The organism is Embleya sp. NPDC001921, assembly GCF_053594475.1.
This window is the reverse complement of the sequence record NZ_JBSFEO010000014.1, coordinates 184,219-199,170: the sequence shown is the minus strand read 5'-3', so window position 1 is coordinate 199,170 and position 14,952 is coordinate 184,219. Positions and strand designations below refer to the sequence as shown.

Annotated in this window: 12 protein-coding genes; 6 read left to right on the top strand and 6 right to left on the bottom strand. The window is 72.5% G+C overall.

Translation table 11 applies throughout. The features are described from left to right. Positions 1-282: 282 nt before the first annotated feature. Positions 283-1,830, top strand: a complete 1,548-nt coding sequence (locus tag ACWCPW_RS18885) for a M4 family metallopeptidase (RefSeq protein WP_449762709.1) — start codon at positions 283-285, stop codon at positions 1,828-1,830. A gap of 99 nt (positions 1,831-1,929) precedes the next feature. Here the strand turns inward: ACWCPW_RS18885 and ACWCPW_RS18880 are convergent, their stop codons facing one another. Further along, positions 1,930-2,775 carry a M55 family metallopeptidase gene (locus ACWCPW_RS18880; protein WP_449762708.1) on the bottom strand — a complete coding sequence of 282 codons (846 nt, stop codon included), beginning with the start codon at positions 2,773-2,775 and terminating at the stop codon, positions 1,930-1,932. Positions 2,776-2,989: 214 nt separating this feature from the next. Between ACWCPW_RS18880 and ACWCPW_RS18875 the strand changes: the two genes are divergently transcribed. Beyond that, a complete protein-coding gene (locus ACWCPW_RS18875) occupies positions 2,990-4,468 on the top strand; it encodes a serine hydrolase domain-containing protein (RefSeq protein ID WP_449762707.1) in 1,479 nt (492 codons plus the stop codon). 59 nt (positions 4,469-4,527) lie between these two features. Here the strand turns inward: ACWCPW_RS18875 and ACWCPW_RS18870 are convergent, their stop codons facing one another. Next, entirely contained in the window at positions 4,528-6,231 is a 1,704-nt protein-coding gene (locus ACWCPW_RS18870) for an ATP-binding SpoIIE family protein phosphatase (protein ID WP_449762706.1), read from the bottom strand. Positions 6,232-6,855: 624 nt separating this feature from the next. Between ACWCPW_RS18870 and ACWCPW_RS18865 the strand changes: the two genes are divergently transcribed. The 4 genes from ACWCPW_RS18865 to ACWCPW_RS18850 all read left to right on the top strand — a co-directional run bounded on the left by ACWCPW_RS18865 (position 6,856) and on the right by ACWCPW_RS18850 (position 9,702). Beyond that, complete coding sequence (locus ACWCPW_RS18865) at positions 6,856-7,443, top strand: restriction endonuclease (protein ID WP_449762705.1); 588 nt, start codon at positions 6,856-6,858, stop codon at positions 7,441-7,443. Between the two features lie 252 nt (positions 7,444-7,695). Then, on the top strand, positions 7,696-8,634 hold the full coding sequence (locus tag ACWCPW_RS18860; RefSeq protein ID WP_449762704.1) for a hypothetical protein: 939 nt from the start codon (positions 7,696-7,698) through the stop codon (positions 8,632-8,634). Between the two features lie 271 nt (positions 8,635-8,905). Continuing rightward, positions 8,906-9,352 carry an SRPBCC domain-containing protein gene (locus ACWCPW_RS18855; RefSeq protein ID WP_449762703.1) on the top strand — a complete coding sequence of 149 codons (447 nt, stop codon included), beginning with the start codon at positions 8,906-8,908 and terminating at the stop codon, positions 9,350-9,352. Next, positions 9,349-9,702 carry an ArsR/SmtB family transcription factor gene (locus ACWCPW_RS18850; RefSeq protein WP_449762702.1) on the top strand — a complete coding sequence of 118 codons (354 nt, stop codon included), beginning with the start codon at positions 9,349-9,351 and terminating at the stop codon, positions 9,700-9,702. Before ACWCPW_RS18855 ends, ACWCPW_RS18850 begins: the two co-directional genes overlap by 4 nt. Positions 9,703-9,815: 113 nt before the next feature. Here ACWCPW_RS18850 and qhpG read toward each other — a convergent pair whose 3' ends face one another. The 4 genes from qhpG to ACWCPW_RS18830 are packed head-to-tail and all read right to left on the bottom strand — an operon-like array spanning position 9,816 to position 14,951. Beyond that, positions 9,816-11,252: a flavin-dependent monooxygenase QhpG gene (gene qhpG, locus ACWCPW_RS18845; protein ID WP_449762701.1), complete on the bottom strand. Its 1,437-nt coding sequence runs from the start codon at positions 11,250-11,252 to the stop codon at positions 9,816-9,818. Then, positions 11,249-12,667 carry a radical SAM protein gene (locus ACWCPW_RS18840; protein WP_449762700.1) on the bottom strand — a complete coding sequence of 473 codons (1,419 nt, stop codon included), beginning with the start codon at positions 12,665-12,667 and terminating at the stop codon, positions 11,249-11,251. Before ACWCPW_RS18840 ends, qhpG begins: the two co-directional genes overlap by 4 nt. After that, a complete protein-coding gene (locus ACWCPW_RS18835; protein ID WP_449762699.1) occupies positions 12,664-13,515 on the bottom strand; it encodes a hypothetical protein in 852 nt (283 codons plus the stop codon). Before ACWCPW_RS18835 ends, ACWCPW_RS18840 begins: the two co-directional genes overlap by 4 nt. Next, the gene (locus ACWCPW_RS18830; protein WP_449762698.1) at positions 13,512-14,951 is read right to left on the bottom strand and encodes a hypothetical protein; all 1,440 of its coding nucleotides are present in this window, start codon (positions 14,949-14,951) and stop codon (positions 13,512-13,514) included. The genes ACWCPW_RS18835 and ACWCPW_RS18830 overlap by 4 nt, the downstream gene beginning before the upstream one ends. Position 14,952 lies beyond the last annotated feature (1 nt).

Below are 14,952 nucleotides of genomic sequence, written 5' to 3'. Positions count from 1 at the left end.
GCGGAAAACCACACCCCCCGCGAGTCCGCCGCGTGGGGACGGGCGGCGCGGCATGGACGGCGCGCGCGGCGCGGGACTTTGCCGGAGTGTGCCGATGGTCGGGCGAGTGTTGACGGCGGTTCGGGCGCGCTGTGAGCGTTTTGTTCGCTCGGGCGACGAACCCGGCGCGTGGGGTGGTCCGTTCGTCCTGGAAGCGGAAGCGGAAGCGGAAGCGGAAGCGGAAGCGGGGGCGGCGGCGGTCGGATTCGTGGTCGGGGCGTGCCTTCTACCCGAGGAGCCTCGATGCATCGCAGCACGTTGACGTTCGGGTCGGTCCTGGCCCTGGCGGTCGGCCTGGTGGTCGGCACGACGGCGCAGTCGACCACGGAACGAGCACGGCCCGTTCTCGCCCCCGACGCCCGGGCCGCGGCGATCGCCGCGGCCGACCGGGCGATGGCCGACACCGGTGCCTCGACCGGGACGCCCGGCGAGCGCTACCTGCGCCGGTCGGTGCTGCCCTGGGTCGGCGACATCTACTCGATCTCGTACGGACGCACCTACCGCGGCCTGCCCGTGGTCGGCGCGGACGCCGCCGTGCTGGCGGACGGCCGGGGACGGGTGCACGCCGTGCAGACGGCCGGCGACGTGCGCATCGACGTCGCGACCACGCCGAGCGTGGGCCGGCCGACGGCCGAGGACACCGCGCGCACCCGACTGCCGGTGGTGGACCGGGTCGACACGAGCCGCCTGGTGGTGCGGGTGGGCGCGGGCGCCGCGCACCTGGCCTGGGAAACCATCGTGGTCGGCCGGACCGACACCGCGCCGAGCAGGTTGCACGTCTTCGTCGACGCCGGGACCGGCACGGTGCTCGACTCCGTCGACGAGGTGCGCGCCGGGATCGGCCACAGCCAGTGGAACGGCCCGGACCCGATCACCATCGACACGACGCGCGCCGGCAGCACGTACACGCTGCGCGACCCGATCCGGGCCAATCTGAGCTGCGCGAAGTACGGCGGCGCGGTGTTCGCCAAGCCCGTCGACGAGTGGGGCAACGGCAACCCCGCCACCATCGAGACCGGGTGCGTGGACGCCCTGTGGGCGGCGCAGAAGCAGTTCGACATGTTCCGGAACTGGCTGAGCCGCAACGGGCACAACGGCAACGGCGGGGCCTGGCCGCTCCAGGTCGGCCTGAACGACTACAACCTGTACTGGGACGGAAGCAAGGTCGTGATCGGTCGCAACACCCAGAACCAGTGGATGTCGGCGATGGACCTGGTGGGCCACGAATACGGGCACGCCATCGATCGGATGACCCAGGGCTTCCCGTTCGCCGAACCGGGCCTGGCCGAGGGACTCGCGGACATCATGGGCACGCTGACCGAGGCGTACGCCAACGAGCCGGCGCCGTTCGACACCCCGGACTACACGATCGGCGAGATGGCCAACCCGTTCGGCGGCGGCCCGCTGCGGTTCATGTACAACCCGTCGATCCGCGGTGACGCGAACTGCTACACGTCGGCGATCCCGAGCATGGACCCCTACCGGGCGGCGGGCGTGTTCAACCACTGGTTCTATCTGCTCGCCGAGGGCTCCAACCCGGGCGGCGGCAAACCCGCCAGCCCGACCTGCGTCCCGACGCCGGTCACCGGCGTGGGCATCAAGACGGCCGCCAAGGTCGTCTACTACGCCCTGATGTCCCGCGCCGGCGGCACCGACTACCGCCAGGAACGCCGCCAGACCCTGTACGCGGCCAAGGCCCTGGACCCCACCTGCGACGTCTTCAGGAAGACCAAGGCCGCCTGGGACGCGGTCACCGTCCCACCCGCGGCGGGCGAGCCGCTCTGCCCCTGAACCGAGCGACGCCCGCCGGCGTCCCGGGCCGGCACCGGCTACCGGACGGCGGCTCCCGGTGCCCGGCTTCGGGCACCGGGAGCCGGGCGGGCGTCCGGGTCAGCGACGGCTCAGCATCGGCAGGCGCGAGCGGGCCGAGTGCGCGGCGATGGTGTACCAGATCTGGACCAGGTCCACGACCCGGCCCGGGTCGGCCACCTCGCAGCGCACGGTGAGCTGGTCCACCCGCTCCGCGCCCGGCACCGCCGCCGCGACCTCGGCGGCCAGCGGGATCTGGAAGCCGACCTCGAAGACGAACGTGTCCGGCAGGGGCAACGGCGCCAGATTCCCGGCCTTCTCCACGGCCGCCGCCGCGCCGGCCCGGATCAGGTCCTGGGCCACGGAGGGGTGCACGCTGTTCGCCGCGGTGATGCCCTCGGCCGTCTTGACCGGGACCGTGATCACGCCCGGAAACGCCGCGGCCGTCGCGGAGCAGACCTCGTTGTCGCCGGTGACCAGCCCCACCGGGACCCCGTGTTGAGCCGCGAGCAGCCCGTTGACCTCAGCCTCGGTCACGGGGCTGCCGTTGAGCCGTACCGTCGCGAAGTCGGACGAGAAGGTGTGCGCGAGCACGCCCGGGGTGGCCGCCGCCGCGTGGTAGCCGACGAACAGCGCGACGCCGTGGTTCGGGCCGAGCCCGTGCGCCATGCACTGCGCCTTGGGGCTGCCCTGGATCACCCGTGCGCGCCGGTCCAGGCTGCGCGCGAGCAGGTTGTCCATGGTGCCGTGACTGTCGTTGATCAGGACGTTGTCCGCACCCGCCGCGAACGCGCCTTCGATGGCCGCGTTTGCCTCGCCGGTCATCATCTCCTGCGCGTTGGCGTAGCCGCCGCCTCCGGGCACGATCTGGTCGATGGTGGCGATGCCCGCCACACCTTCCAGGTCGATCGAGATGTATACGTCCATGGGTGTGCTCCCGTTCGTCGCCCTGTTCGGCCGGTCCCGCGCGGCGTGCGATGCCCTGCCGAGCATCACGCACGGTCCCCCCGCCGGTCGTTGGCGATTCGAACAGGGTCGGCCACGGTTCTTCGTCGACGACGACGAGTCAGGGGTCTCGGCCGCTGCCTACCGTGATCGACCACCGCGGTACACCCGCCGCCCCTCGAGGAGGTGCCCGTTCATGGCACGATCCACCCCGCCGCAGGCCGCCGCGACCCCGGCGTCCGGCCGGTCGGACGTACCGAGCCCGCCCGATTCCATGCCGACACCCGAATACCTCCGGGCCCGCCTCGCGGAACTCGCCGAGAAGGCGGGAATTCCCGGCGCGAGCATCGCCGTTCGGGTGGGCGATCGGACCGTAGCGGCGGCGGTGGGCGTGCTCGACACCGAGTTCGGCCGGCCCGCGACCACCGACTCGCTGTTCCAGGTCGGCTCGATCACCAAGGTGTGGACCACGACCCTGGTGATGCAGCTCGTCGACGAGGGACTGATCGACCTGGACGCGCCCGTGCGCACCTACCTCCCCGACCTGCGCCTGGTCGACGAGGAGGCGAGCGCTCTGGTGACGATCCGTCATCTCCTGTGTCACACCGGCGGTTTCGAGGGGGAGCTGTACGACGACTTCGGTCCCGGCCACGACGCGCTCGAACTGATGGCCGCCGGCCTGGCGACCCGGGCCGACCAGTTGTTCCCGCCGGGTTCGACGTTCTCCTACTGCAACAGCGGTTTCGACCTGCTCGGTCGGGTCGTCGAGGTGCTGACGGGCCGAACCTGGGAGACGGCGCTGCGCGAGCGCGTCGTGGCACCGCTGGGACTCGCCCAGGTGGCCAACGACGCGGCCGAATCGATCCTGCACCGTACCGCGATCGGCCACCTGGGCGGACCCGACGGCCCGGTCAAGGCGCCGATCCACCACATGTCCCGCTCCGGCGGCCCCTCCGGGGGCATGCTCGCGATGAGCGCGAGCGACCTGTTGGAGTTCGCCGCCGCGCACATCCGCCGAGGGCTGCTCCCGGACGGGACGCGCCTGCTGTCGGAGGCGTCCGCGCTGGCGATGCGCGAGCCGCAGGTCGAGATCATCGGCGACGGCCGGCTCGGCAGGTCGTGGGGGCTGGGCTGGAACCTCTACGACTGGCCGGGCGAGGCGGTCGTCGGCCACGACGGCGGCACGATCGGCCACGGCGCGATGTTGCGGGTGGTGCCCTCGCGCGAGTTCTCCATCGCGTTGCTGACCAACGGCGGTGCCCTGTATCTCGCCTACGACCTGGTCCGCGAACTGCTCGGTTCGCTCGGCGGCGTCGAGGTGCCGGACCTGCCCACGCCGCCCGCCGAACCGGTGCCGATCGACGCCGGCTACGTCGTCGGCACCTACGCGTCGCCGGCGCTGATCGTCGACGTCGCCGAGACCGAGGACGGCCTGACCGTGACCTCGCGCGCGCACGGGCCCATCGCCGAGATCGTCGGCGAGGATTCCGGCACCTCGCGAGTGGTGGCCGCGGACGCGCGCACCCTGGTCACGGCCGAGTGCGAAGGCGGCCGACACCCGATGTACGTCTTCCTCGGGGACGGCGCCCAGGCCGAGTTCCTGCACGTCGGCCGGGCGATGCGCCGGGTCCGGGACACCGGCGCCGAGCGGGGGGCCGCGGCGGACTCCGCCTGATCGCGCGGAGGGGAGGACGCGGGTCTCGACCGTCGGGCGGTGCGCCGACGGTCGAGGCGCTACGGGATGTCCTGCTCGGCCCAGACGATCTTGCCCTCCGGGGTCCGACACGAACCCCAGCCTCGGCAGAGCATGTTGATCAGTTGCAGGCCCCGGCCTCCCTCGTCGCTGAGCGAGGAGTGCTGGATCTGCGGCAGGTCCGGCCCGGTGTCGGACACCTCCACCACCAGCCGATCGTGGCGCAGCAGCCGTAGTTGGCCCGGGGCGATCCCGTAGCGCAGGGCGTTGCCGACCAGCTCGCTGACCACCAACTCGGTGACGTCCGAGAGGTCGTCGAGCCGCCAGGCCGCGAGCTTCTCCCGGACCAGCTTGCGGGCCACACCCGCGGCCGAGCCGTTGCCGGGCAGGTCCCACGTGTACAAGTCCGTGCCCAGCAGCGGCGGTTGGGTCGCCGCGACGAGGACGACGGCCTCGTCGAAGCGGGCGCCGCCGGTGGTGAGGTCGCCGAGCGCGCCCGAGTCCAGTTCGGCCGGGCTCATCGAGGCGGCCCGGGTCCGCAGCCGGGCCAGTTGCACGTCGATGTCCTCGGTGCGGGACTTGACCAGCCCGTCGGTGTAGAGCACCAGCCGACTGCCCGGCGGGACGGTCAGCCGGAGCGGGTCGTACGGGATCACCCCGGAGCCGATCGGCGCGCCGATCGGCACGTCCACGAAGGACGCCTTGCCGTCCGGGGCGACCAGCAGAGGTGGCGGGTGTCCGGCGCTGACCAGGGTGTAGGTCGATTCGGCCGGATCGTAGACGGCACACAGGCAGGTGGCGACCTGGTCGTCCTCCAGGTCGCGGGCGGCCAGGTCCAGCCGGGCGAGCATGCGCTCCGGCGTCAGGTCCAGGGCCATCAGGGTGCGGGCGACGGCGCGCAGCACACCGGTGGTGGCCGCGGCGGACAGGCCGTGGCTCATCACGTCGCCGACCACGAGGGCGGTGCGCCCGCCCGGCAGCGGGGCCACGTCGTACCAGTCGCCGCCGACGCCGAGCGGGTCGGCGGTCGGGATGTACCGGGAGGTCGCCGCCAGTCCAGGGGTGCGCGGGGTGACTCGGGGGAGCAGGTTGCGCTGGAGTCGGGCCACGTGCTCGCGCTCGCGGCTGTACAGCCGCGCGTTGTCCACGTCCACCGCGGCCTTGGAGGCGAGTTGCAGGGCCAGCGCGAGGTCGGCCTCGGAGAAGCCGGGCCGACCGCCCGCGCGGATGAAGTCGGCCGAGCCCAAAAGCACGCCGCGGGCGATCAGCGGCACCATCATGTAGGTGTGCACGCCCGCCTGGCGGAGCTTGGCGGCGGCGCTGGGGGTGGGCGCCAACTCCTCGTAGTCGTCCGGCCCGAAGCTGGAGATCAGCAGCGGCCGGCCGTCGGCCAGGGCCCGGGTGAAGCGCGAGTCCCGGTCCGGGGAGGACGTGGACAACTCGCCCACTTCGTCGGGTTCCAGATCGGCCAGTCGGTCTATCGCCGCCACGGCCATCGCCCGCCGGACAGGTCGGCCTCGCCCGCTGGGGCGGAGTCCCTCCTCACCCTGGATCACCGATTCCAGGAGATCCACGGCGGCACCGTCGGCCAATCGGGGGACGGCGAAGTCGGCGAACTCCTGGGCGGTGGTCTTCAGGTCCAGCGTGGTACCGATCCGAAGTCCCGCCTCGTTGAGCCAGTTGAGCTGATCGCGGGTGGCGCGGGTGCGAGTGCCCGCGGCCGGCGCCGAGCTGCGTCGACGCACATGTCTCCGGCCGCGTCCGCCATCCACTCTCCCGCTCACCCGCACCTCTTTCCGTCGGCACCGGATCGTCGCATGCGACTCTGCCGCCCGTCGTACCCCCGAACCCATCCCACGAGTGATTCGGTCGGCCGACGCGTGGGTTGCGACTGTACCCGCGCCGACTTGCGATTGCATGGAATCGATCGAGGTCGAGGCCGTGGTCGCGTCGTTCGGTGACCTGCGCGGCGATCACCGGCCGGTCCGGATCCGGCCCATCGGGCCCGGCGCGGGGGTCGTCGAGGTGTCGGGCCCGGCGCGTTCGGGCGCGGCGGAGGCGACGGCCGGGGCTTTCGCGCGCGCGGCGAAGCCGGTGGTCGGCTCGTCGAAACCCACTGCCAGGCGGGGTAACAGGGCGGTGGATCGGGCGAGTTCGAGTCGGGGGCGGGTACGGCGGCGGTGGCCGGTCGGTGCGTTCCAGGGGCGATTTCGGGTCGGAATCGGCGTTCGGGTTGCCGGGCCCGGAGCGGGTTTCCCACACTGGCCGGATGGTCCGTTCGGGGCGGACCGTCGCGGAAGGGAATCGATGGCGCGGCGCGTGGTGGGGAACGGTTCGGGCGTGGCGGTCGGGCGGACGGGGGTGACGGGATGGGTACGGGGTTGATCGTGGCGGCGCTCGTGGTGTCGGTGGTGGCGCTGGGCGTGGTGGGAGCCGCGGTGGTCAAGGCCGGACGCCGCGAGCGCGACGGCGAACGGGCGCGGGTGGCCGACGAGCAACGGCTGGACCGGGAGCGGTCGTTGACGTCGGTGGACGCGATGAGCGGGACCGGGTTCGAGGACCACGTCGCGGCCCTGTGTCGGCGCGACGGTTGTACCGAGGTGGCCCGGGTGGGCGGCGGCGGGGACTTGGGCGCCGATGTGGTGGGCCGTCTGCCGGACGGCCGCCGCCTGGTGATCCAGTGCAAGCGGTACGCGACGCATCGATCCGTCGGCAGCGGCGACGTGCAGCGCTTCAACGGCACCGCCCGTCTCGAACACGGCGCCGACGTGCCGGTGATCGTGACCGCGACCGTGTTCACCACGCCCGCCCGCGAGTTCGCCGCGAAGCACGCGCTGACCCTGATCGACCGCGACCTGCTGGGGTTCTGGCAGAAGGGCACGCCGTTGAGTTCCTTCCTGGCCCTGGACATCAAACGCTCCGGCCGCGCGCGACCGCGCCGCCCCTCGAAGCCGTAGCACGGACCGGCCGACGGCCCGGCCGCGCGGCGACGGCGGTGCGGCGGCCCGGCCGCACGGCGGACGGAAGCGCGGGCCGGGCCGGTCGTGGGGCGAGCCGGCGGATTCGGCTCGCCCGGCCGGTCGGTCCGCCGACGCCTCGGCGGCTGCCCACCCGGCGAGCCGAGACGACTCGAAGCCCAGGCTCTAGGATCGTGGACCATGTCGCTTTGGGGTCGTTTCACGTCTTCGCGCTTGCCCACGCCCGTGCTCGTGACCGATGCCGCGCTCGACGACGTCGAGATTCGCGAGATCGGGCAAAACCTCACCCTCGGCGGTGACTTCGCACCCGCGGCGGAATTGCTGAGTCGAATAGGGCCGGACTGGGCCCGGCGCGCGGTCGCGGTGACCGCGCTGGGGGACGTCGCCGCCGCGCGGCCCGAGTGGTTGCGGACCTGGCAGGCCGAACAACCCGAGTCGGCGGACCCGCTGGTGGTCACGGCCGCGGCGATGGTGCGCGCCGCGTGGGACGCGCGCGGCGCGGCCCGGGCCACTCTCACGAGTGGCCAACAGTTCGCCGACTTCCGGGAGCTGCTGGTCGAGGCGGACCACGCGTGTCTGCTCGCGACCGAGGCCGCTCGGGACGATCCCACCCCATGGGTGTCCTGGCTGCGCGTGTGCCGTGGACTCGGCGTTCCCCGGGACGTGTTCGAGGCCCGTTGGCAGGCGCTGTGCGAGCGCGACCCGCAACACCGCGCCGGGCACGACGCGGCCTTGCAGTACCTGTGCGAGAAATGGCACGGATCACACGACGACATGTACGCCTTCGCCCGCAAGGCGGCGGCCGACGCTCCGGACGGCTCACCGCTGGTGGTGTTGGTCGTCGAGGCGCACATCGAGTACGCGCTGCGGATGAATTGGACCGGCGACACCGAGGACACCGCCTTCTGGCTCGCCGCCGCACAGCAGACGGACCTGGACACCGCCCTGGACCGCTACCCCGTCGACGCCTCGCCGCGCCATCCGAGCGCCCTCTCCGACCACAGCGCGCTCGCCTATGCCCTGGACAAGGCGCAACGCTGGTCCGAACTGGGCGTGCGCTTCGAGGCAACCGCCCATCAGGGCTCCCACCTGCCATGGTCCTACGGCGGAGGCCGCGTCTACTTCGAACAGGCCCACGCCCGCGCGATGCGCGCGCGCCCACGGGGATAGGCGCATCGAATGCCCTGCCGGCCCGACGACGCCCGACGGGGACGCGGCTCTCACCGACGATGACCGACGAGTGCGCGGGAACCGGGCCCGCGCCATCGGCCCGATGCGACACCCCAACCGGATCGGCAACGGCGGGCCGAGCCCCGCCGGGGCGGTCTCGGTGTCGTCTCCTCGTGGACGCGATGTGCAATTCACGGGTTGCGTCTCGTACGATGAGGTGCAACTCTGGGGTTGCATTGAACTGCGGTGATCAACGATGAAGGAGTACCTCATGAGCGAGGACCGGATCGAGCGCGAGACCCTGATCGAGGCGTCCCTGGAGCGGGTCTGGGCGCTGGTGGCCGAGCCCGGGTTCTGGGTGGCGGACAAGGCGAGTCTGCCCGGGACGGTGGCCAGGGAGGGCGAGTCGATGGTGGCGAAGAACCCCGAGTACGGCGACTTCCCGGTGCGGGTGGAGAAGGTCCGCCCGCCGACCTATCTTGCGTATCGGTGGGCAAGTGCCTTCCCCGGCGAGGAACTGCGCGAGGACAACAGCACCCTCGTGGAGTTCACGCTGAGCACGGAGGGCGACAAGACGCGGCTGCGCGTGGTCGAGAGCGGGTTCGCGTCCCTGGGCGGTTCCGAGGAACTGCGCGGCAAGGCGCTGCGGGACAACAGCGGCGGCTGGCCCCAGGAGCTCGACGCCCTCAAGACGCGCGCCGAACAGCCATCCGCGTGACCGAGGAACGGCACGGCGACGACCGGGCGGTGGACGGCGTCCTGGTCGCGCTGGCCGATCCGACCCGCCGCCTGTTGCTCGACCTGCTCGCGGCGCGGGGCGAGGCCACCGCGACCACGCTCGCCGAAGGACTGCCCGTTTCGCGGCAGGCGGTGGTCAAGCACCTGGCCGTGCTGGACGCGGCCGGGCTGGTCTCCGGCGGCCGAGTGGGCCGCGAGGTGCGGTACGCGGTACGGCCCCAGGCGTTGGACGCGACGGCGCGCTGGATGGCCTCGCTCGCGGCCGACTGGGATCGGCGCCTGGCGACCATCAAGCGGATCGCCGAGACGGCGGAACGGGACGAGCGATAGCCCGTCCGCGTACGCGACGTCGGCGGTGGCCCTGTCCACCACGGGGGCGGACAAGGCCACCGCCGACGATCGCCCCCGACCGGGAGGCCCGGGCCCGGGCCCGGGCCGATCCTTCAGTCGAACTCCAGGAGCCCCCGGCGATGCAGCCAGGCGGCGACCGCGCGGGCGTGGTCGCTCGGGAGGTGTCGGCTCCAGGTCCGGACGACGTCCACCAGGCAGCCCCGGTCCGGGGTGGCCAGGACGTCCAGCAGCGGGGCGAGTTCGACGTCGCCCACGTACACCGCCGGGCGCGGCAGGTCGGGGTGGGCCAGCGCGCGACGCGGTTCCACCCGGTCGCCGACCACGCACGGCGTCTCCACCAGTGCGGCGTCGGTGCTCAACCGGACCCGGCGGGTCAGGAGTTCGGACAGGTCGGGGCCGGTCCGCGGGGCCGGGACCGAGACCGTGGGTCGCGCACGGCGCTGCCAGAACGGGCGCTCGCGATGTGTGCGGTGGTCGTGGTAGTGGTTGGCCGCCCAGGTGGCGTGCCGGTCCACGGCGCGCTGTTGGTTGTCCCGGTAGAACGCGAGCGCCGCCGTGCGATCACCATGTGCGGACAACAGGGTGTGCACGGTGACGGCGCCGGCCATGGCGGTCTGCATCGCGGTGTCCACACCGCAGGAGGAGAGCGGATCGATCGCGAAGGCGGCCTCGCCGAGCCTGATCAGATCCTCGGCGACCGGCAGCGGATCGGCGTAGCTGCCCGCGTCGCACACCGCGACCTCGCCGGTGAGGCGGGCGTCCGCGAGGTGCGTCGACAGGGTCGACGCGGCCAGGAGCTCGCGGTAGAAGCGGCCCAGCCCGGCCCGCCGCACCGCGTGTCGGCGCAGCAGGTCGGGGTCGATGAACGCCATCGCGCGGAACGTGCCGTCGGCCAGCGGCGCGCCCCAGAACCAGCCGTCGGGTCCCGCCTCCACGCGTGGGTTCGGGTCGAGGGGCGATGCCGCCCGCCAGGTGGCGTGCAGTGCCAGGGTGCGGGCACCGGTGGGCATCTTGCGCCCGCCCGAGGCGGAGGCGCGGCCGCCGGCGTCGACCACGAACCGGGCCCGAACGCGTTCGGCGCGGCGTCCGGGCAGTCCGGCGTCGGTGAGCGGGATCTCCCATCCCGGCGCGGTCCGCCTGGGTCGGCCGGCCCGGGCGGGTTGCAACACGCGCGCGCCGGCGATCCGGGCCGCGGCCAGGAGCAGGTGGTCGAAGTGCCCCCGGTCGACCGTCAGTCCGGGTGCCTCCGGCCGCAGCCGGACCCGGTTCTCCCGCGCGTCGATCCAGCGCACCCGGGCCTCGACGGGCTGCGGGAAGCCCGCCGCCTCGACCGCCTCGCGCATTCCGAGGGCGTCGAGCAGTGGCCACACGGCGGGGGTGAGCGCCTCGCCCACGTGCGGGCGCGGGAACACGTCGCGCTCGACGACCAGGACGTCGTGGCCGAGTTCGGCGAGCCGCTTGGCACACACCGCTCCCGCCGGCCCGCCGCCCACGACGCAGACCTCGGTGTCGAGGGTGGCGCCGTTCACGTGCGACCCCGGGCGGCCGGTACGGCACCGAACCAGTCCGGTCGTTCGGCGAGCAGCCGGGCGTAGGCGCCCAGACAGTAGTGCAGCCAGCCCCGGATGTAGCCGCAGGCCGGTCGGCCGCGTTCGATCACCTCGTGGTGGCAGCCGCCGGCGCACATGTAGCGCGCCCAGCAGTCCCGGCACGGCTCCTGGCGGTGCACGTGCCGGTCGGACAACCATCGCAGCCGACGCGCGGGGTCGATGCCGCGGGTCAGGTCGCCCATGGCGCCCTCGTCGTCGCCCACGAAGCGGTGGCACGCGGCGAGTTCGCCGTCGGCGGAGACGCCGAGGTAGCCGGCGCCGGCGCCGCACGGGTAGGGCCGATGGGTGCCCTTGTGGATCTCGCGCAGCGAGTTGACCAGGTTGGTGAACGGGTAGCGCCCACCGGTTGCGACCCGGCGCTCGAACTCGGCCCCGCACGCGACCATGCGGTCGAGCATCAGCTCCAGGTCGGCGGCGGCCATCTCGCCTTTCCCGGTGGGGGAGTTGAGCAGCGGCGAGAAGCCGACACCGTGGAACCCGAGGTCGACGAAGGCGTCCAGGGTGGCCCTGAGGTCGAGGTTGTTCGGGGTGACGGTCACCCGCGCGGACACCTGCATCGCACGTTGTGCGGCCAGCAGCGGTGTCACGTTGGCGAGCACCTTCGCGAAGCTGCCCCGCCCGCTTCGGTAGGGCCGCAGCAGGTCGTGTGTCTCCTGTTCGCCGTCGAGGCTGACGGTGACCGCGAATCCGTGCCGCTCGAAGAACGCGCCGTCGTCGGGGGTGACCATGGTGCCGTTGGTGGTGATGGAGAAGGTGACCGGTACGCCCTCGCGCGCCGACAACTCCACGGCCCGTTCGGTGGCGGCGTGGATGACCGGCCGGTTCATCAGCGGCTCGCCGCCGAGGAAGGACAGGTTCACCCGCTCGCCGGGCGCTGCCTCGCGAAAGAGCAGATCCACGGCGGCCAGGGCGGTGTCCGCGGGCATGTTCTTGGCGAGCCCGCCGAAACTGCCCTGCTGCGCGTAGCAGTAGGTACAGCCGAGGTTGCACTTTTGTGCCACGGCCAGCGACAGGGCCCGGACCGGGGGCGCCTCCAGTGGGGTGTCGTCGACGAACGGCGGGGCCGACAGATGCAGTCCGTCCAGGAGTTCGCGCAGCGCGGTGGGGTCGGCGGCACGCCGGGCCAGATCGAGTCGACGGTGCGTCTCGGGGCCGACGGTGAACATGCGGTTCCCGTTGACCAGCAGGACGTGCCGGCCGGCGGAGGTCTCCAGGAGGTGGATGTCGGGGTGTACGGGCGCGGACAGTTCGAAGAGGCGCTCGGCCCGACCGGTCGGAGCGCAGCCGCCCGGGGAATCGGTGGTCCGCGGACCCGCGCCGGTGCCCGGGGTCACCGGGGCTCGTAGTCGTTGCCGCCGACGACGAAGCGCAGGGTGCCCTGCCAGTCGCGGAACAGGTCGGTGTAGGAGAGCAGTCGGCTGTCGTCGCGGTCGTCCAGGACGTACTCCCTCGGTTCGCGGCGCACGGCGAACCAGTGGTTGCCCGTGCTGACGCCGCGTTCGTCCTCTTCGACGTTGACGTAGTCCGGACGGCTGGCGGCCCAGTAGTAGCACGCGCATTCGCGGTAGTCGTTCTGCCAGGGCGAGCACAGGCCCCACGTCAACTCGCCCGGCTCCACCATGGATTCCTCGATCACCGGAAGCCGGACGCCGGACTCCGGGTGCTTGGCGAACAGCGGCCGTACGGTCAGCAACACGATCTTGACCTGGCTCGGGTCGATCGGGTCCGCGGGAAGGCCCACGGGGTTGGGCGCCTCGGCCGCGGTGAAGACGCACTCCACGGGCGACCCGGCATGGCGGTCCAGCACGTCGGCCAGGGAGTTGGACCACTCCAGCATGGTCACGCCGTCCGGATTGGCGCCGGTGGTCAACAGCGTGGGCTTGGCGCCCGGTCGCTGCGGACCGATCAGCGACGTGATCACGGGTGCGCCGGCCACCTTCAACAGGCGGTGACCGATCAACTCCCGGTGTTCGGCGTCGGCGCCGGTCACGTAGTTGTCCGCCTCGTGCAGTTCGATGCCCTCGAACAGCCGCCGCCACAGGTTCCGGATGTCGAATTCCAGCCCGGGCGCGGAATTGGAACTGGCCGAATCCGGCAGTGTACTGGGCGGATTGCCCACGGCCTGGTGGCGCAACTGGGCGGAGAGGTTCATCGGGTCGATGTACTCCGAGCCGCTGCTCATTCCTGCTCCTGTCGCTCGTGCCGGGGAGCGGTGTCGGCGTCGCCGGATCCGGTGCCGTCGCCGATCACGCCCTCCGCGGGCGGTGGTTCGTCCGGGGCGAAGATGTCCCGTTGCGCGACCTGCCGCAGCAGGGCCACCTGACGGCGGGTCAGCGCCAGGGCCCGGCTGTCCGCCCCGCGCATCAGCGCCGGCATCTTGCGGCGTCCCTTCGCGGAGAGGTCGCCGATCTCGTCGTGGTCGCGCAACACGTCCGCGAACCACGGCGCGGTGCCCCCGCGCAGCGCGGTCAGCACGTTCTGGTGCAGGTGCAACAGCGCGGTGCGGTCCACCAGGGACGGCGCCATGATCGGCTCGAACAGGCGGCCGGTGTCGGCGGTGTCCTGGCGCACCATCGTGCTCGCCGCGTCGATCCGGCCGTCGGTGGTATTGCCGTTCATCACGGCCGTGTTCATCAGGCGTACCGATTCCGCGGCCCGGCGGACGATCTCCTCCGCGTGCTCCATGGTGCCCTCGCCGGGCCGCGGGCGCGGGCCGAACATGGCCTGTTCGAGTTCGTCGGCGACGGTGCGGACCGGGAAGCTGTCGGGTGCGTATGTGGGCGGCCCGGCGCCGATCCGGGCGTAGGCGGAGAGGTGGCGGTCGGGTAGGGCCAGGTCCACGTACACGAGGCCGTCGCACTCGTCGTCGAGGTAGCCGAGGCTGACCCAACTGCCGTCCGGGGCTTGCCGACCGGCGTAGATCTCGGCGGGCACGGTCAGTCTGGGGCCGGGCCGGTCGACGTACCCCTGCCAACTGCCCACGCGCGCGTCGTAGAGGATCTCGCGGATGTTCTCGTCCGGCCGGGTGGGGGTCAGCGTGTCGCCGGACCCGTACACGTGGCCCGCCGCCGGGGTGAAGCGCAGCCTGATCCCGGGGTAGGCGGCGTTCGGCCGGATGTAGCGCACGGTGCCCAGGGGCAGCAGTTTGCCCGGCCAGAAGTGTTCGCATTCGCCGTCGAGGGTGACCGGTCGGTGGTCGAAGACGGTGCCCGTGTCGGCCTCGATCCGGTCCTTCACGTCGCCGGTGCGCCGGTAGATCTTGTGGTTGGCCACCCGGACCCGCCAATGCACGTCCGTGGGGGTGCGGCCGCCGTTTCGGCTGAGCAGCGCGGGGGTCAGCGGTTCGAGGCCGTTGTCCGTCAGCGCCCAGACCTCCAGGAAGGGTGCGACCGGACGCACGCTGCCGTCGTGGGTGAAGTGCAGCGTGTCCGGTGTGCCGGCGTCGACGAGTTCGCCGCTGCCCGGGTCCACGGCCACGGTCGGTGCGGGCCGCAACGTGCGTGGTGCGAGCGGGTGTTGCGGGTCGATAGAGATCGAGTAGTTGTCCATCGGCGAGGCGGCGGCACCCAGGCGCCCGATGGCGAGCGGTGGCAGGATGCGCAGTTCTCGGATCTCCATG